This is a genomic window from Oscillatoria sp. FACHB-1407 (assembly GCF_014697545.1).
Classification (GTDB): domain Bacteria; phylum Cyanobacteriota; class Cyanobacteriia; order Elainellales; family Elainellaceae; genus FACHB-1407.
Map to the genome: position 1 here is coordinate 561,055 of NZ_JACJSA010000002.1, position 17,520 is coordinate 578,574.

At 49.9% G+C, this 17,520-nt stretch carries 15 protein-coding genes; 9 read left to right on the forward strand and 6 right to left on the reverse strand.

Going from position 1 to position 17,520, the window contains the following annotated elements; genetic code table 11:
- Positions 1-15: 15 nt before the first annotated feature.
- Positions 16-294, reverse strand: a complete 279-nt coding sequence (locus H6G89_RS05590; protein ID WP_190504393.1) for an RrF2 family transcriptional regulator — start codon at positions 292-294, stop codon at positions 16-18.
- A 47-nt stretch (positions 295-341) separates the two neighbouring features.
- On the opposite strand from H6G89_RS05590, the gene H6G89_RS05595 reads away from it, so the two are divergent.
- Both H6G89_RS05595 and H6G89_RS05600 read left to right on the forward strand, forming a co-directional pair.
- Positions 342-593, forward strand: a complete 252-nt coding sequence (locus H6G89_RS05595; RefSeq protein ID WP_190504261.1) for a hypothetical protein — start codon at positions 342-344, stop codon at positions 591-593.
- 328 nt (positions 594-921) lie between these two features.
- Positions 922-1,293, forward strand: a complete 372-nt coding sequence (locus tag H6G89_RS05600) for a hypothetical protein (RefSeq protein WP_190504262.1) — start codon at positions 922-924, stop codon at positions 1,291-1,293.
- Between the two features lie 267 nt (positions 1,294-1,560).
- Here the strand turns inward: H6G89_RS05600 and H6G89_RS05605 are convergent, their stop codons facing one another.
- A complete protein-coding gene (locus tag H6G89_RS05605; protein ID WP_190504263.1) occupies positions 1,561-2,616 on the reverse strand; it encodes a glycosyltransferase in 1,056 nt (351 codons plus the stop codon).
- An 899-nt stretch (positions 2,617-3,515) separates the two neighbouring features.
- Here H6G89_RS05605 and H6G89_RS05610 point away from each other — a divergent pair.
- Positions 3,516-3,773 carry a Mo-dependent nitrogenase C-terminal domain-containing protein gene (locus H6G89_RS05610; protein ID WP_309229630.1) on the forward strand — a complete coding sequence of 86 codons (258 nt, stop codon included), beginning with the start codon at positions 3,516-3,518 and terminating at the stop codon, positions 3,771-3,773.
- Between the two features lie 147 nt (positions 3,774-3,920).
- Positions 3,921-4,391 (forward strand): tetratricopeptide repeat protein, encoded by a 471-nt coding sequence (locus H6G89_RS05615; protein ID WP_190504265.1) that lies wholly within the window; start codon positions 3,921-3,923, stop codon positions 4,389-4,391.
- Positions 4,392-4,479: 88 nt separating this feature from the next.
- On the opposite strand, the gene H6G89_RS05620 is transcribed toward H6G89_RS05615, so the two are convergent.
- The 3 genes from H6G89_RS05620 to H6G89_RS05630 all read right to left on the reverse strand — a co-directional run bounded on the left by H6G89_RS05620 (position 4,480) and on the right by H6G89_RS05630 (position 6,759).
- A complete protein-coding gene (locus H6G89_RS05620) occupies positions 4,480-4,890 on the reverse strand; it encodes a hypothetical protein (protein WP_190504266.1) in 411 nt (136 codons plus the stop codon).
- 80 nt (positions 4,891-4,970) lie between these two features.
- Entirely contained in the window at positions 4,971-5,918 is a 948-nt protein-coding gene (locus H6G89_RS05625; protein WP_190504267.1) for a glycosyltransferase family 2 protein, read from the reverse strand.
- Between the two features lie 43 nt (positions 5,919-5,961).
- Positions 5,962-6,759, reverse strand: coding sequence for an SAM hydrolase/SAM-dependent halogenase family protein (locus tag H6G89_RS05630; protein WP_190504268.1), 798 nt, complete (start codon positions 6,757-6,759; stop codon positions 5,962-5,964).
- A 776-nt stretch (positions 6,760-7,535) separates the two neighbouring features.
- On the opposite strand from H6G89_RS05630, the gene H6G89_RS05635 reads away from it, so the two are divergent.
- Both H6G89_RS05635 and H6G89_RS05640 read left to right on the forward strand, forming a co-directional pair.
- Positions 7,536-7,790: a hypothetical protein gene (locus H6G89_RS05635; protein WP_190504269.1), complete on the forward strand. Its 255-nt coding sequence runs from the start codon at positions 7,536-7,538 to the stop codon at positions 7,788-7,790.
- A gap of 1,117 nt (positions 7,791-8,907) precedes the next feature.
- A complete protein-coding gene (locus H6G89_RS05640) occupies positions 8,908-11,991 on the forward strand; it encodes a DUF4394 domain-containing protein (protein WP_190504270.1) in 3,084 nt (1,027 codons plus the stop codon).
- A gap of 101 nt (positions 11,992-12,092) precedes the next feature.
- On the opposite strand, the gene hisC is transcribed toward H6G89_RS05640, so the two are convergent.
- Positions 12,093-13,142 (reverse strand): histidinol-phosphate transaminase, encoded by a 1,050-nt coding sequence (gene hisC, locus H6G89_RS05645; RefSeq protein ID WP_190504271.1) that lies wholly within the window; start codon positions 13,140-13,142, stop codon positions 12,093-12,095.
- A gap of 390 nt (positions 13,143-13,532) precedes the next feature.
- On the opposite strand from hisC, the gene H6G89_RS05650 reads away from it, so the two are divergent.
- From H6G89_RS05650 to H6G89_RS05660, 3 genes are all read left to right on the forward strand, one after another.
- Complete coding sequence (locus H6G89_RS05650; RefSeq protein WP_190504272.1) at positions 13,533-14,552, forward strand: hypothetical protein; 1,020 nt, start codon at positions 13,533-13,535, stop codon at positions 14,550-14,552.
- Between the two features lie 159 nt (positions 14,553-14,711).
- On the forward strand, positions 14,712-15,773 hold the full coding sequence (locus tag H6G89_RS05655) for a BMP family lipoprotein (protein WP_190504273.1): 1,062 nt from the start codon (positions 14,712-14,714) through the stop codon (positions 15,771-15,773).
- A 73-nt stretch (positions 15,774-15,846) separates the two neighbouring features.
- Positions 15,847-17,397, forward strand: coding sequence for an ABC transporter ATP-binding protein (locus tag H6G89_RS05660; RefSeq protein WP_190504274.1), 1,551 nt, complete (start codon positions 15,847-15,849; stop codon positions 17,395-17,397).
- Positions 17,398-17,520 lie beyond the last annotated feature (123 nt).

Below are 17,520 nucleotides of genomic sequence, written 5' to 3' on the forward strand. Positions count from 1 at the left end.
TGGATGCTTTCCATCCTAAATGTAATACATACCACTGAGCCGTTGTCGGGCTTCCCGTTGTTGACACAGATCGCGCAGGGTATAACGCTGTAAGACCTCCCTTGCGGTTTGTTGAGCTTCTTGCCAGACATCACGTACCACCAGAGAATCATCCACAGCAGACGGTTGAGTGGGTTTTGGGTGTTTAGACTCTTCTAAACAACTAAAAATTTCCAGCAATGTAATTTGCCAGGGTTCCCGCGCCAGGACGTACCCTCCTTTGTTGCCCCGCTGGCTAATGCACAGTAATCCGATTGTCTTATCGTAGTATTTGCCGACAAGCTTCTACAAATTTTGCAGCAATGATCACCGCTACAAGGGCTAAGCCATTTCAAAACACTCATCAGTCTCATGCCTTCTATCCGCTCAATACAGCTATGAGAGGGGTGCAATTCCTCTGGAAGAGTAGCTTTCCCTATCTCTGCATTGGTTGGATTGCACTGCTGTTGTTTGGCAGTCTGTTGTTTGTACATTGGCATTCGGTCCTGAGGCGATCGCACCTATTACCGTCTCAGCAAACACCACCGGATTTTGAGAAAAGAACCGTTCTATAAAGATTCCATTAAGGGCATTAACAGAGGAACCCGTATTTACCTAGTTTTTCTCTAGATAGCTTGAAATAAATGTATTGCATCTGGGATGCCATCAGTATTTTCTGGAATTTAGCAATTTATTTTTTAAGGAGAATAAGGACACCATAAGGCTCAGTCTCTATAGTTTCACCCATGATGTTTTATGGTTTGAGTCGTATCAGTAGATGAACGTATGTATCTACAGAAGCTTGATAAACACTACTCAAAACTGGTGGCTAGTTTCACTCAGGTTATTGGTCTTGCTTCTTGCTTTTAATGGGATTACCCAATAACAAAGGAGTCGCAAGACATGCTAGGAAATAATAAGCCACCTGTATCTTTCAACGGTTCTTACAAAGATCCCAAAGGAACAGGGTTGTCTCCATCCTCATTGTCGCAACCATCTGATTTACAACCTGGGTTCATCTCCATGCTTCGACGCAACGTATTTAGAAGCTCCAGCACTCCTGAGATGACGAGCACCTACGATTCAGCCAGCTATGGTGGAACAGTAGATTCAGCCAGCTATGGCGGTGGCACCGATCCTGTTCCTTACAAATTTCACTACAATCAGGGACGCGGTAACGGTGCAGAAGGCGGAGATCCAGGCAAATCTCAACCTCATGGCAGCAGCAATGACGAATTAGGGCAAACTCCTGGTTCTAAGAATTTATTCTTCTAAACTATAGCGATCGAGGGGGTAGTTAGGACGGTGTGCAGGGGTTCCATCCCTGGGGTGCAGCCCCCACACCCCCTTGTCTCAACTGTCTCAATTGCTATACTCATCAATCCAGTTAAACCAAATCGCCATCACCGACTGTCCTATCTCTTGAGGTAGGGCAGTTTTGGTTTAGGCATGGGAATTCAATAAGTTCGATATTGGGTAGGGACAGGTTTTGCTTCCTATAGCGGCGGTTGAAATCGCCGAAATTCTTATCCCGGATTCACATTACCTCAAAAATTGGAGACAGGTTTGAACGACCTTATCCAAATGATCCTGATTCCAATGAGCTAACTGATGTGCTAAGGCTTGAGCGTTATTAGATAAGCTCAATACCTCCGCCTGAGCCATCAACAAATGCTCCCAATTTGGTGCCGTCAGCATCTGCCCAATTCCCAATCGTAGAAGGGCGATCGCATTCAGTTGTTGCTCAATATAGCGCGGCAAAATTAACTGGGGCACACCCGCCAGAACACAGGCAACGGTAGTCGTCAAGCCACCATGATGAAGGGCGATCGCCGTATTAGTGAGTGCCTCCTGCAAGGGTTTGAATCCTGAGTCGGGGTTCAGCGTTTCCAGAACCAGATCGCGGAAGGGGTAATCACCACCAAGATATGCCCAGGCGTGTAGAGCAGCACTATCACCAATAGTGTCTCCGCCGAGCTTAAGGGGGGTGATGTGGATACCCACATAGTCTGTGTTGGGATCACGCCATCCCCGATAGTGATCCAATTCTGGAATGCTAAAGATAAAGCTGCGATCGCCGTTCAAAATTTGTCCCAGGGGTGCATCCTGCCTAACAATTTGGTGTACCGTCTCACTGACGGCTTGTTGTCGAAGATCGGTGTCGGGTGAAGCTGGCAATCGAAAGATAGGAAATATCTCAGTCGGTGGGGGCACAGCAAAATGGCTGCCAACCACAACCGTTGGGAGCAACCCGTGAGCAGCTAGAACTAGCCCTGGTGCGTGATCAGTCACTACTAAGTCAGGATTAACTGTTTTCAGAATGTCTTGCCACTGGTGTATATGAGGTTGCAAGAGGGAGGCATCATCAAATCCAAAGCTGGCTAAGAGGTCAGCAAAGGTATGAGAATCCTCGCGTCCGGTAAAAGGCAGGCGAGGAGCCACTAAGCTTTGCCAGGGAAAGTCCATGCCCTTGAGGTTGTAGCTCTTGAGTGCAAAAACAGGCGTACATCCCTGCTGGCTCAATCGATGTGCCAATGCTACTAACCGTTGAATGTGTCCCTGTCCGGCTCCCAGTTCCCATCCCAGTAAAACTTTCATGAGTGTTGTTACTACGCTGTGTTGTTCAGTGTTCCCAGTTCACCAAATCGGGTATCTGTCGTTGTTTTAGGAATGAAAATTAAATAAGTTCGATGTTTGGTAGGGGTGGGTTTCGCCGTTGAATCCATTGCAGAGTGTAGATTGATCTGCTAAACCCGCCCGTACAGTTTGCAGATTTAAGAAATTCACAATTCTTAGATATTTAAAGTGGCGTATATAGCAATCCCAAATGGGGTGTGAGAGGCACATTCCCTGACTCACCTCCGCTGCATCGAATATGGCTACGGCTTTACAAGGGGGTACGGGGGCTGCGTCCCCAGTTAGGGGTTTCACCTCTGCACCCCGTTCTAACCAACCCCTCAGTTGCTATGTAGCTTTTTAGCTGAATCAGCAAATTGTAGTTAAAAATACAAAGCAACTTTATCTACATTTCTTCCTAAGAAATAGGTCTGTAGTTAAAAATACAAAATAGTTTTGTACTCTATTTCCTCAGTCGTAGAATTGATGGAAATGGCTGATTTTCTTCACCCACTTGGATGATGCTGAGAGGATGAAGCAAAGGACTGACTCTCCCGATACTATAGTAATTGTAAGGTTTCTGACAGGTCTAAGAGTGTTCGTATTGCAGCTGCTTAAATGCTGATTCAAACGAGCAATATAAACTGTGAAAGAGCCGATTTTAATTACTGTTATCTATTAACCAAACTTTTCCTTAGAAACAATTCATCGGAACTTTAGGGAACCTTTAACGCTTTTCTTAGTTCCTTTAATAAAGATCTATGATCCTGTTTGTATCTTGAAAGCATCAACCTCAATGGCGATCGCAAGATTGTCGCATTGTGAGACATTGTGAGACTATGAAAACCTCGTCACTGCACCCTTCAAATAACAGGTTTTGTTTGGACATTCTCAATCCTGTTCGTCAGTGGTTAGACCAGTTTGAAGTCCAAGATTCTAAAATCGCTCACCGCATCGCTACATTAATTCCGGCTCAATGCCCATTTGAGCGTGACATTACCGTTTTAGGTCACAAAATCGCCCATATTCCCCCCTTGTGCAAACTCAACCCCCTCTATGAACAACTGGTTGGCTTGCGGTTCCGGGCATTGTGCTATCTAGCAGATGTCTGTGGCGAAGATATTGGAGCGTATATCTAGCTTTAGGCTTGTGCAAAAGTGTGGGATCACGGGTTTGAAATTACTGGATATCAGTAGATATCAATGGTGTACAGTTTATAACCCGTTTAGAATAACTATAGAAAGATTGACTATAGACCGTTCTAGTTGGTGATCCCTGAGCACTGTATGGATGAAACTTCAATCAAGTCGCTGTTAGAAAATCTGAAAAGCTCAGATGAAACTGTACGGCAACAAGCCACCCATGACCTCTGGCAACTCTGGTTTCAGCAAAAGGGAGCCTATGGATTGGCTCTCTTAGGACGAAGCCAAACTCTGTTAGAGGCGGGTGCAGCCCATGAAGCTGAAGAGCTATTAACCGAGTTAATTCACGATCAACCTGATTTTGCCGAAGCGTGGAATCGCCGTGCTGTGCTCTATTACTTACAAAAGCAGTATCGCCAGTCGTTAGCCGATTGTGAACAGGTGATTGCCCTGAATCCCATTCATTTTGGGGCAATTCATGGGCAGGGGTTGTGCCACATGGCGTTGGGAGAATACGTTGCTGCTATTCAGGCATTTCGTAGGGCATTGGAGATTCAGCCCTACTCGATTGAAAATCAGCGGTTGATGCTGGAGTGTATGGCGAAATTGAGCTAATGCCAGTTTGCCTGATGAGCCTGGTGAATCCATATGTGACTGCAACCAGGTGCCTTCAAAAAGACTATTGTGCCCAGCTTCAAATGAGTCAGGTTTGGGGATCAAGGGCTGTGATTGCCCAGTCTTCTCCCTCAGTTTCACGCTTGGGACGCGCTAAACTCCACGTTTTGTCTCCAGTCTGCTGTAGGTAAATCTCAAATGGATTCTCTCGCTGAGTGACGTGATGGTCGGGGAAGTCGAGGGTGACATCATAGGTGCCTTGCAGGTGATAGGCAGCTAACCCTTGAATCATCAGGGAGTCCCGATGGTTGACTTTGATGTGATTGATTTTAGAGGATGGGGCTTGAGGCGCGTCGGTGTAGAGAAGTTGCCCTAATTCTTGCTGCGTTTGGGTGAGTTGGAGGGCGATCGCCTGCTCAACCAGTGACTGAGGGATATTACCAAAGCCACAGGCCGTCAATAGGGTTGCGAGCATCACGACTAAAACGATTCGGATCATGGTTTTTGGATCAACGGTATCTCATTTTGGATTTTAGATGGGCGATTCTGGATTGCTCAATCCCCAGGTTTCAATGAGGGTTATTGAGTTGGTCGTGCCATTGCCTCGGAATAAGCCGCATAAACACCCTGAACGTTGTACCAATTGAGAAAAATTCGAGCGATCTCCAGGGCAAGTTGTGGCTTACCCCGGTCGATGAGCCATTGCAGTAGAGGAGCCATTGTCCGTTCGTTTAAGCGACCTCCCAACGACAAAACACCCCAGAGCACTCGATGCAGCCAGGTCATCTGAATCATCATCCGCACTTCCCAGGTGGGGTGTTTTTGGTAGAACAAGATCCCCATGCGCCCCCGTTGAATTTCACGGTCGATCAGTTTGGGAATTTGACTGAGGGCAAACGGTGGATGCCAGTGATAGCCCACTGCTTCGGGGCATTTGATCAGGGTTAGCCCCTGTTGCTTGAGGCGAACGCCCAGTTCTAGATCTTCCCAACCGTACAACTGAAAGCGTGTATCGAATAGACCCACTTTTTCTAGCCAGTGACGGGCGATCGCCACATTCCCTGTTGCGAAATAGGCAGCGGAAAAATCGGTCACTTTGAATGGCTCACGGGTGGGATCGTCAAAGTTGCAGGTGTTGATCACTCGACCGTAGGTAAAGAGGCGATCGCTCCCCAGTTGTTTTTGCCCGTCTCGCAGAGCATCCGCGTGAGATTGCAAAAACCGTTCAGTAACCACTAGATCGCTATCAATAAAGATGATGGTGTCACCTCTTGCCGTTTCAACCCCTAAATTGCGTGCTGCGGCTGGTCCCTGATGAGCTTGCTCAAACAGGCGGACGTGGGGAAACTCACTGGAGTGCGATCGCAGCCACTCAACCGTACCATCGGTTGAGCCGTCATCGACTACCACAACTTCATAGCCCTCAACTGGACTATCTGGAGCCAGATGCTGATATTCCAGGGCTCTCAGGCACTTCTCCAAAATGGGTTTGCGATTGTAGGTCGGGATAACGATGCTGAAGAACACAGGCGGCAGGAAAAAAGAAGAGGGAAAAAAGAAGAGGGAGAAATTAAGCCACGTTGGGTATGATAGCAACTCGCTGGTTCACTTTGGGTCTGGCGAAGCGTTCCCAGGCGTTGCCACCTCGCAAAAACAACTCCATCCAGCGAATCTCAGTGCCATCGGCAGTAATCCAGCCAGAGCTACCGGGGGCAAAGGCGAGAGTTCCCTCAGACACCTTGAAACTCCCATCGGAATAGATGGCATCACTCACCACATCGCCAATCCGAATCACTACTTTTTTCTCAGGTTCGAGCGTGACCGTGTGAGCGGGAATCGTCGTCTTGATGTTGCCGTAGCCATCGATCCAGGCGATGCGATCGAGCGGTGCATCGGGAATCTGATCGGGGCTAAAGGCGTTACCCAGGAGACTCAAATCACCCTGGGCGATCGCTGTAGCCGCAACCGGAAAGACATCCCGCGATCGAAACTGCGAGCCACCCCGCGACACGTTAATGGTGTTTAGCTGTTGCGCGTGATGCTTAATAAATGACATCGTAAAGCCTGCATTTACCCCAACCACCTTGACTCCGTTATGCAAGAGAGCATAAGTCAACCCTTCGCCTTCATTATCGCGACGAGCTTCGGGGTCATCCTGGCGAGGGGCGCAGTTGTGATAAACCAATCGCTCATGAGGACCGGGATTTAATCCCAATTGAGCGATCCAAAATCCAGTTGCCAGTGTACTAAATGGAGGCACTGAGAGCCAATGTACTCGCGCTTGCGGCAAAACAGCTAAAAGACGCTGAGTAACTTCCATAAAGGCAGGGTCGCCTGTACCGTAGTCTGCAACCAGACTAATTAACATCGCGTCTCTCCTGTAGCATGAACGGCAGTGTCAAAGGTGCCGTTGCCGCCAGTGATGGGATCTAATTTGGGAAAAAGACCTCATTTAGACAGCATAAACGGCGGCGTAAAAGGTGCCGTTGCCACATTAGACCTTATTGAAGAATTTGTACAGTCTAACCGGATATGGGTTTTATAAAATCTGATCTCAACGCAGGGGCGTGAATGGCTCGAATGGGAATGTTATTGTGCTCTCGATTTAGATGGAGCGGTAGACAGACGATGCGATGCAGCCCCACCGTTGGGGTAATCGCCCTTTAGTCCGCAATCCTTTGGAAGAGATGAAAGAACAGTCAACAAAGTAAGCCAGAGCGCAAGTGCAGCAACTTCAAACATAGGGAGGTTAAATCAAAACCGGATTATTAAAAAACGAGGATGCGACCTGAAAGATATTATCAAAATTGAAGTTACATTTGATTCTCCAATCTTCTGCTGCTATTCTCATCGTTCTTCTTGCTTATCGGCTATCCCTCAAAGGGCAGAACCAATAGGGCAAGATTGTACCCAACTTTGGAGCGATCGCTACTGAGTCAGTAAAAGCACACTACACCGAAGTGATGGGGGAGGGGTAGATGATGAGAGCCCTCTTTACAGAAGCTTTACACTCATTTATCCGTTCTTGACGGCGATCGCACGGTTCACCGCCAAATTCACTGAAAGAGCAATCAGTTAGAAAATTATCCTGCTCAGCTCATGCCCCCCTGAGACTCAGCAAAGTTACTCATGGAGATTGGGAAGATGAATGTTCAACCCCTTGCCCTGGCAACTTTTAAGCAATATTGGTTTGAGATGGCAGCTCAGTATCCAGTTAATAACAACGATGCTGCGTTAATCTTTCGAGCTATTACAGACGTGTTGGTGTTGCTTCACAAACAATCCCACGGCGTTGCAGAACGAACCCTCGATGATTGTGTTGAGCGCATTGCAGCCTCTTTTCCAGAGGCGATCGCCCCTCTCTATCGCGATTTGGCTAAGATTTGCATTCAAGCGTAGAAGGATTTTGGCTGCCTGATATCAATAGGACTTACGCACTTGAAACCTAAAACTTCGATCCCCCCTAGCCCCCCTTAAAAAGGGGAGAATTCCGGAAGCCCGCTTTCTAAGGGGGTTTGGGGGATCTAACTGCGTAAGTCCTGATCCAATCAAATTGTGATCAAGGCAGATGTCAGTAGGAGCGGGTTTCGCAGATATCCCTCTGTCACTCTCTCACAACAAATCCCAGACAAACCTCGTCTCCAAGCTCCTGTTTGGAAATGGAGTGACGGAGGGTTCTGCCTCCTGGAGCCATGGTTGGAGGTAGAGCCTCCATGGGTCTATTCCTAACGCAGTTGCAGTTAACCTGCTGTGTGTCAATCCAATACACCCTCACCCTAGATCTCTTTCCCACAATGGGGAGAGGGATTTTAAGCCACTCTCACTCCCCTTCTCCCCACTTGGGAGGAGGGGTTGGGGGATGAGGGTTGAGTGAAGCTTGCAAAAAAGGTTCCCTTGTCAGTCAACCAGGGTGCTCCCCCATACTCCCTGAGTCGCCGTAGACCGCTTCAAGCGATCGCCCAACTCTAATCTCGCCATTCTGAAGACATCATTTCTAATTCCTACTCATGTCATGGCTGGTGTTAATGTTCTCAGTTCTGATATGGAGTTTAACCAGTGTTTTTAACAGAAAGCTGCTGTTGAGGGTCAGGCAACACCCCTACGGAACTGTTGCCTTATTTTTGCAAAACAGTATAATGCAACACATTCTCAAGCCGTGAAGATGAACGTGAGCGGTTACAGGTGCGATCGCCCCACATCGTTTGCGGAACAGTTTGCCGCAAAGTACATCTAGATCGCGATCTGCTCCGTAGTATCTTCAGCGATTATTGCTCGTGACCTTCCATCGCAACTGTTCAGATGGTTGAGACAAGGGATTGTGGGGCTGCGCCCCCGCTAGGGGTTCCATCCCTGCACCCCGTCCTAACTAGCCCTGCGGTTGCTATAGTCACGTTTTGGCTCACCGTTATTTCCTTAAAGCAAAGGTAATTCATCTCTGTTGCCATCTACGTGTTGGTAGGCAGAGCTTTTGTCTTAAAAACCTCGTTGGAACAGCCTTTAGTAAGGAGAAGTTGACGTGAAGGGAACTGCATACGTTTTTATTGACTCCACCATCCAGGACTATCAAACCCTGGTCGCTCACCTCAAACCCGGGTTTCAGGCAGTTGTGCTGTCAGGCGATCGCGATGGCGTTGCTCAAATCAGCGACATTTTGCAAGCAAGTCATGATGTGACAGAAGTTCACATTGTGGCGCACGGTAGCCCCGGTCGGCTGTATCTCGGCAATGCCGAGCTTTCCCTCGCGACGTTGCCGGATTACGCTGCATCCCTACGACAGTGGCGGCAGGTGTTGACTCAGGGAGCAGATCTTTTGTTGTATGGGTGCCGCTTAGCGGCGCAGGGTTGGGCAACCCTGTCACACACCTTACAGAGCCTTACGGGAGCCAATATTGCAGCCTCCACTCAAATTTTGGGAAATGGGCAATGGACATTCGATCGCTGTTTGGGTGAGATGCAAGTGGCGATCGCCTTTACCCCAGAGGTGCAACAGAGCTACAGCGGCACCTTTGCTGTGGGTTATGTCCTCAGCAACAACAGCCTGATTTCCTTTGACACCAACAACCCCGACAACCCAAATGCGGCGGTTCCCATTACGGGTGTCGCGGCGGGTGAATCCCTTGTGGGTATTGATTTTCGTCCGCAAAATGGCAGGTTATATGGATTAGCACGAGATGCGGCAGGAGCCGTGCGCCTCTACGTCATTAGCCCCCAAACGGGAGTTGCTACCCCCCTCACGGCTGCCCCTGTGCAATTTACAACGGATGGGGTCACTCCTGCTCCGGTTACAGGTACGAATTTTGGCGTAGATTTTAACCCCACGGTCGATCGCTTTCGGGTTGTGACGGATGGTGGCTTTAACTTCCGCATCAACCCCAATACTGGAGAGTTGATTGATGGGAATGCAGGTTTGCCTGGGATTAACCCGGATGGCACGATCAGTGGAGCCACAACCACCGTTGATGCTACGGCTTACACCAACAACGCCCCCAACGTTACCGCCACGACTCAATACACGCTGGATGCGGCTAGCGATCGCCTCCTCATTCAAAACCCACCCAACAACGGCACCCAAACCACACCACTGCCGATTACTCTCAACGGAGCACCCCTCAACTTTACCGCCGTCAATGGATTTGACATTCCAGCCGGGGTCAATGTGACAACTGCCAACGCACCCGCTACAGGGCAGGCGATCGCGGCTTTGACCGTCGCGGGAACTACTCAGTTGTACTCGATCGAACTCTCGACTGGAGCCGCTACTGCGTTGGGCACCCTGGGTAATGGAACGTTACCCGTGCAGGGGTTTGCCGTCCAAACCGATACCACAACCAGTGGCACGCCACTCATCTCACTGTCCAGCACTGGAGCAAGTCTGCTACGGTTTAGCAGTGCCACTCCTAACACGGTCACTCCGGTTAACATCACAGGTGTCCCTGCGGGTGAAACTGTTGTGGGAATTGATTTTCGCCCTGCAACAGGTCAACTCTTTGCCCTCAGTGTCAACGCCACGAGTGATACAGGTAGCATCCTCATCCTCGACCCTCAAACGGGAGCCGCTACGGTGGTGGGTACACCAGGACAGGTCGCCTTCGTCAATGAGACCGGCACGGCGATCGATCTCCCTGATCCCGTAACGGCTGGTTATGGCATCGACTTCAACCCTACGGTCGATCGCCTGCGAGTCGTGACGAGTACGGGCTTAAACTTCCGCCTGAATCCCAACACTGGCGCACCTGTTGATAGCAACACTACTGCCACTGGCAACCAACCCGATGTGGCAGTCGGTGGGGCCGCAACAGGGGTTGATGCCACGGCATACACCAACAGCTTTAACGGGACGACCGCCACAACCCAATACACACTGGACTCGGTCACCAATCAACTGTTCATTCAAAACCCACCTAATAACGGCACTCAAACGGCTGGGCTGGCGGTGACGCTCAACGGCGCAGCCCTTGACTTTACGGCGGTGAATGGCTTCGACATTCCATCAGGGGTGCGCGTTGCAACCTCTAATGCCGCCGCAACCGGACGGGGATTTGCTGCCCTGACCGTCGGAGGGGTTAACAATCTGTACGCTATTGAATTGAGCACTGGAGTAGCAACATTACTGGGGACAATCGGAGCAGGCACGGCTGGTTCCGCTGGGCTAACGGCAGCCGAGACTCCCGTTGGGTCAGTGGCGTTTGGGGCACCAACCTACACCGCAACCGAGAATGGTGGGGCGATCGCCATCAATCTAGTCCGCACAGGTGGGGCATCGGGCAGCTTGAGTGTTAACTTGACTGCCACTGGAGGCACTGCCACTGCCAACACCGACTACACCGGAACTCCGATCACCGTCACCTTTGCGGATGGACAAACCACCGCCACCGCCACCCTCAACATTACCAATGACACCATTTCTGAGGCGGCAGAAACTGTTAATCTCGCCTTGAGCAATCCCACGAACGGAGCCGTTTTAGGGGCACAGGACACCACTACCCTGACCATTACCGATGATGACCTGACAATCGTTCGAGGTTCCCGACGCAACGATCGCCTGCGGGGTAGCAACACGGGAGATTTGCTGTTGGGTCTAGTGGGTAACGATCGCCTCCTGGGCTTGGCGGGCGACGACAGCTTGAATGGTGGTCTAGGAGCAGATGTCAAAGCAGGCGGGGCAGGAGCCGATCGCTTTATCTACTCTGGTCGGACGCAGCGGGCGGCCTTTGCTAACTCACTGGTTGCGGCTCCCGATCGCCTCTTTGACTTTAGACCCGGAGAGGGCGATCGCATTGTGCTTGACTTTGATAACAACCTGGCAACTGCGAATGTGCCGCGTGGGTTATTCAACTCCGGTCGAGAAAACACTCGTTTGTTGGTAGATGCGGTTCAGTCTGCCTATGCAGACCGAGATCAACGCACGAGAGGCAATCAGGTTCTTCGGGCAAATGAGGCAGTGTTGTTTACGTGGCGTGGCGGCACCTATCTGTCCGTCAATGACAACCGAGCCAGATTCTCAGCGGCAAGCGATCTGGTCGTCAATGTGACCCGTGTTGCCCTACAACCGGGGGATGCGACCGCAGGAGTGCTAAATGTGGCAAACTACTTTGCCTGATATAGCGGTTCTAACTGCCCTTTGTGAAAGTTAACGTTGGGCTACATATCCATGTATCTGTAGGGGCGGTTCGCGAACCGCCCTTACTCCCCATTCCCCGTCTACACCAAACTCACCAACGCTTCAACTAACGTTTGATTTTGCGCATCTGTCCCAACGGTGATCCGCAATTTGTCGTCTAGTCCCGGTTGCTTGAAGTAGCGTACTAAAATGCCCCGTTCCTTAAGAGCGAGATAAATGGGTTCAGCGTTGCTCTGAGGAGGACGAACCAGGAAAAAGTTGGTTTGCGAGTCCCACAGGTGAAAGTTCAGTTTTTTTAGCTCCAGTGCCAGTGTTGCTCGTGAGGCTTTAATCCGCTCGATGCAATGGTTTTTGTATGCCTGGTCGCGCATCGCCGCAGCACCCACCAGACAGGCGATCGCATCAATGTTGTAACTGTCCTTGACCTTAAATAAACCACTGAGCAGAGCAGGATTAGCGATGCCGAATCCTAACCGCAACCCCGCGAGAGAATAGCCCTTGGAAAGAGTGCGAATGATGATCACATTCTCAAACTCGCGCACCAGAGGCAATGCAGTCTCTTCAGCAAAATCAACATACGCCTCATCAATGACCAGAACGCCCGATAGACGGGAGGCCAGTTGTCGCAGGTCGGCGATCGCCACGGTATGCCCCGAAGGACTGTTGGGTGTGGCAATGAAGGTGACTGCTCCATTTGCCTCTACTAAATCTTCAATGGGCAAGGAAAAATCATCGCCATAGGGAATCTCAACAGCCATAGCAGGCTGCATCTGGCTCAATGTTCGATACAGCACGTAGGTCGGCATCGGGTAAACCACCTTGTCGCCAGGGTCAGCACAGGCACGAATCACCACGTTCAAAAGCTCATCACTGCCATTGCCCACAATAATCCAGTCCCTTGGCACATCCAACACGTCGCTGATGGCTTGCCGAAACTCGTTGGCATAGGGATCGGGATAACGCCGCAACCACTCACTGTCGAGAGTACGAAGAACAGCGATCGCCTCTGGGGAGGGAGGGTAAGGGTTTTCGTTGGTATTGAGTTTGATGATGGGTGTACCCGGTTTGGGTTGTTCTCCTGGAACGTAGCCCGTCATAGCGTCGATGCTGGGTCGAAACAGAGAAGTCATACGTGAGCGCGATCGAACGGTGTTTAAGGTTACATCCTATCTCTTTTGAGGTATTTCACCGTTCACTAACACCAACAAAATTTTTAGGGTACAACCCTGACTGCCTGACAACTTTTTGATGCTTGGCGATTGAAATCGCAGACTTCGGCGTGAGCTCAGTCGAACGCTATCAGAACAAAACCCGCCGACACGGGTTACAGAAAACCTGGATGCATCCAGTCTGCGCTGGCGGACTTCGATCGGATAGGCGCGAATTCCATTCGCCAGCCACAGCAGGGAATATCAAGGGTTTCAGAACTTTTGTCAGCCAATCAGGGTACAACCTGCACCGATTTCGGGTTGCTATAGTGTTGTTGTGAATGATGGTTCATACTCAAACCTCACTACTCCATGAATAGAATTAGAATTGCTCTTTTAATCATTTATGTTCTTCTATTCATCCTGCTTCGCTCTATCAAGATGCTAATTTGGGCAAAAACCATTGGCAAAGATATTTATATCAATGCCTGGTATGGCGAGTTAGGCAATAATTTGATCCAAATTGTTCATGCCGAATATCTATCACAGAAAACAGGTTTAACCATTCATTTACCCAAGCATCGATATTTAAATTTAGAGCAGAGTTATCGCATCCATACTATTTCGCCAAGCGTCCCCCAGGATGTTGATCCTGGAACGACTGGATTATTTTTGGCTGACTTGCGAAGTCACCCTGGAGAGGTTTCTTTGAGGCGAGAATTATTCAGAAGTTTCTTCTACAAATACGATATTTCGCCCTTTAAACCAAGCTTAACGGAATACCGTACGCTATTTCAAACCAAAGCTCTGCCTTTGATTTCCAGTCGAGCTAGCCAGCGTGTGACGGACGAAACCCTCGTCATTCATATGCGGTCAGGAGATGTGTTTCAAAAGAAACCTCATCCTGCTTATGTGCAACCTCCTGTGAGTTTTTACTTAAAAATAATTGAAGAATTTAACTTCACCGATATTTTAATCGTCACTCAGAATGATTTTAGAAATCCATGTATTGAGCACTTAAAGCAATTAATTCCAACCGTTAGAGTTCAAGCATCAACATTAGAGGATGATATTAGCGCAATTCTGAGCGCACGAAATTTAGTCACGGCTTTCAGTACATTCTCGATCGCTTTGGCATTTGCTTCTACGCAAATTAAACAACTCTACATACCTCAACTCCAGGTCAAAAAAGACTACTGGAGAACTCTATTCTGGTCGCCTATCTTTAAACTGGCGTTTCAGTCAAACGACTATAACAATCAATTTGAATCACTCGACTTTACGCTTTATCCCATCAAAATACATAACTATGTGGCGATCGGTGATTGGAAAAATAATCAGGCACAACGAGACTTAATGATTCATCATTCTCGTGAACACCTGTCTTTTTGAGGAAGTAAAAGCTCCTTAGATAGTCCATATATTCAGGTATTGGGGTTTAATTCTCACAAAACAACTGCATTGTGGAGTTTTAATAACAGAATTGTTCTATTCTCTGTCGTAAGACAATAGGTATGATTGATCAATCTGAAATTGGTGTTGATTGCAGCAATGCGTAAAAAGATCCTATTCGTTCTATCCTTCCTCACTGCCCTGATTCTGACTGTGACCGCCTGTGGTCCCAGCTCGACACCAACCGATGCAGGTGCAGGCTCTCCCGCTGCGACTGAGCAACAAACCATTGGCGTGGTCTTAGACACTGGCGGGGAAAACGACAAATCCTTCAACGAGTACACCCTGAAAGGGGCACGAGAAGGAGCTGAAGCCGCTGGATTAGGCTTTTCCTACATTAGCTCTGCGGCTAGCAGCGATTATGAAAAGAATATTGAAACTCAAATTTCTGAAGGGGCAGATCTGGTTGTTACCGTTGGATTTTTGATGGGGGATGCTACCGCTGCGATGGCGCGGAAATATCCCGACACGAAATTTGTGATCATCGACTATGCCTTCAGTGCTGAAGAGGGTGCCCCAGATCCCTATGAAACTGACCTAAAAAATGTCACGAGCTTGATGTTTGCCGAAGATCAGGCGGGCTATCTGGCAGGGGTATTAGCTGCTTGCGTCAGCGAAACGAACACGATTGCCACCGTGTCTGGAATGGAGATTCCCCCTGTTGTGCGCTTTGTCACCGGATTCCAGAATGGAGCCAAGTCGGTTAAGCCCGATATCGTGACGTTCAACCAATACATTCCTGACTTTAATGACCCTGCAACAGGCAAATCTGTCGGACAAAACTTTATCAGCCAGGGAGCCGATGTCATTTTTGGGGTCGGGGGCAACACCGGAAACGGGGGTTTATTAGCGGCTAAAGAGGCAGGCGTGAAGGCGATCGGGGTTGACGTAGATCAATACCTCACCTACCCGGAAGTGAAAGATGCCCTGATTTCCAGTGCTGTGAAAAATATGGATGTGGCAACCCAGGAAGCGATTCAAGCCTTTGCAGATGGAACGTTGGAACCTGGTGTTCAAATCTCGACGATCGCCACAGGGGGTGTGGGCTTAGCTCCCTACCATGATTGGGAAAGCAAAATTTCTCAGGAGTGCAAAGACCGAGTTGCCACGGCGACAGAGCAACTAACCGCTGACCCCAGCATTACGGGAGTAGAGAGCTGACCATGCATGACTACAGGTTACTCCCGGTTGTCACCATCTCCCTGGGTCAGGGGGACTACAGGGAGTGCATCCAATGATGGCTAACGAGGTAACCGTGTCGCCTGTGCTGGAAGCCGCTCACATCACCAAACGGTTTGGGGGAGTCGTTGCTAACGACGACATTGATTTCACGGTCAAGCCCGGAGAGATCCACGTTCTGTTGGGTGAAAATGGGGCAGGCAAAACGACTCTGATGAACATCCTGTATGGATTAGAGCGACCTGATGAAGGGGAGATTCGAGTGGAGGGGAAACCTGTTCACTTTGATGGTCCTAAGGATGCGATTCGACAGGGTGTAGTGATGGTGCACCAGCACTTTATGTTGGTGCCCGTCTTCACGGTGTTAGAGAACATTGTGCTGGGTGTAGAACAGGTGCAGCAACCGTTTCGCTGGTTGCGGAATCTGGGGGTGCTCGATCGCGCCAGACCCAAACGCCGCATTCAAGACCTGGCGGATCAGTTGAGCCTCAAGGTCAACCTCAACGCACGGGTGGGTGACTTACCTGTCGGGATTCAGCAGAAAGTTGAAATCATCAAAGCCCTGTATCGAGGGGCACGGATTTTGATTCTGGATGAGCCGACGGCTGTCCTCACTCCGGCTGAAAGCACTGAGTTGTTTGGACTGCTGCGACTGCTAGCTCAGCAGGGGTTGTCGGTGGTGATGATTACCCACAAATTGAAGGAAGGGTTGGCGATCGCCGATCGCATTTCGGTGATGCGGCAGGGCAAGATGGTCGGCACGGTAAATCCGGCTGATGCCACTGAAGCCCTCCTGGCTGAGATGATGGTGGGACGCAAGGTGATTCTGCAAGTGCAAAAGCCTCCCCTGCAAGCCGGGGAACCTGTGCTGCAAATCAGCGGATTGCAAGTGTTAGACGATCGCCAACAAATCGCGGTAGATGGCGTTGACCTCACCGTTCGAGCCGGAGAAATTCTTGGCATTGCCGGGGTGCAGGGCAATGGACAAACTGAACTCGCTGAGGCGATCGCAGGCTTACGGGCGATCGCCAAAGGACGAGTCGAAATTCTGGGGCAAGAGCGCACCCAGGCAACGCCGCGTGAGTTGATCGAGGCAGGACTGGCGCATGTCCCCGAAGACCGGGGTAAAAATGGTCTGGTCAAGCCCTACTCCATCGCCGATAACATTGCCTTGTGCACCTACTACAAACCGCCTTTAGCCAAGGGTCTGCTGATTCGAGAGGGGGCGATCGCGCGTCAAGCAACTCGTTTAATCGAGGAGTTTGATATCCGTCCGGGAAATCCTCGCTATGCGGCGGGTTCGCTCTCTGGGGGTAACCAACAAAAGGTGGTAATGGCGCGAGAGCTATCGCGGGGGGCACACTTGCTGGTTGCCTGCCAACCCACTCGCGGAGTTGATATTGGGGCGATCGAACTGATCCACAATCGGATTGTCGAAGCCCGCAGTCAGGGGATGGGCGTGTTGCTCATCTCTTCGGAACTGGATGAGATTCTCACCCTCTCCGACCGGGTGGCGGTGATGTTTCAAGGCAAGTTAGTGGAAACGCTGGAGATTGCTCAGGCAACCCGCGATCGCCTGGGTGGTTTGATGGCGGGGGTGAGGTAGAGCGTCTCATAGCCCTGCCTCTGTTAATGCCTGTTGCAGGTCATCCAAAATCCCTAATGTGTCTGCCCAATTCGCCATGTACCTATAATCGAGGTTCTCAACCTGCACCTTCAAAATCCCCAA